2 pseudogenes are annotated in these 480 nt (G+C 43.8%); both read left to right on the forward strand.

The features are described from left to right. Window positions 1–185 (forward strand): annotated as a pseudogene (locus HC175_RS18000) (nucleoside phosphorylase); the annotation flags it as partial. 72 nt (window positions 186–257) lie between these two features. After that, window positions 258–480: pseudogene (locus HC175_RS18005) on the forward strand (polyphosphate kinase 1); the annotation flags it as partial.

Below are 480 nucleotides of genomic sequence, written 5' to 3' on the forward strand. Positions count from 1 at the left end.
GCAAGAAGATCACCAATCTCGAAATGGAGACTTCGGCTATTTTCGGGCTTTCGAAAATGCTGGGACACAAGGCGCTTTCGGTTAATGCCATCATTGCAAACCGGGCGACAGGGAATTTCACTAAAGACGGTGCAAAAGCGGTTGATAATACCATTCGCTATACCCTTGAAAAGCTGGTTCCGTAAGCACTTTCATTTAACACAAAATTAAAAGGGAGCGGCAGGCATATTCGTATTTTTGGGGATAAACCCCACCGTATGTTAAAGCCTGAAGAGAAAATTATTAGGCACCGCGATCTCAATTGGTTAAGTTTTAATGAAAGAGTCCTTCAGGAAGCACAGGATAAAACCACTCCCCTCTATGAAAGGCTAAAATTCCTGGCTATTTTTTCGACCAATCTGGATGAATATTTTCGTGTGCGTGTTTCTCAGCTCAGGCAGATGAAGAGGGTGGAGAAAAGCCTTCGGAAGAAGCTCGCTT

The sequence above is a fragment of the Salinimicrobium oceani genome (assembly GCF_012037645.1).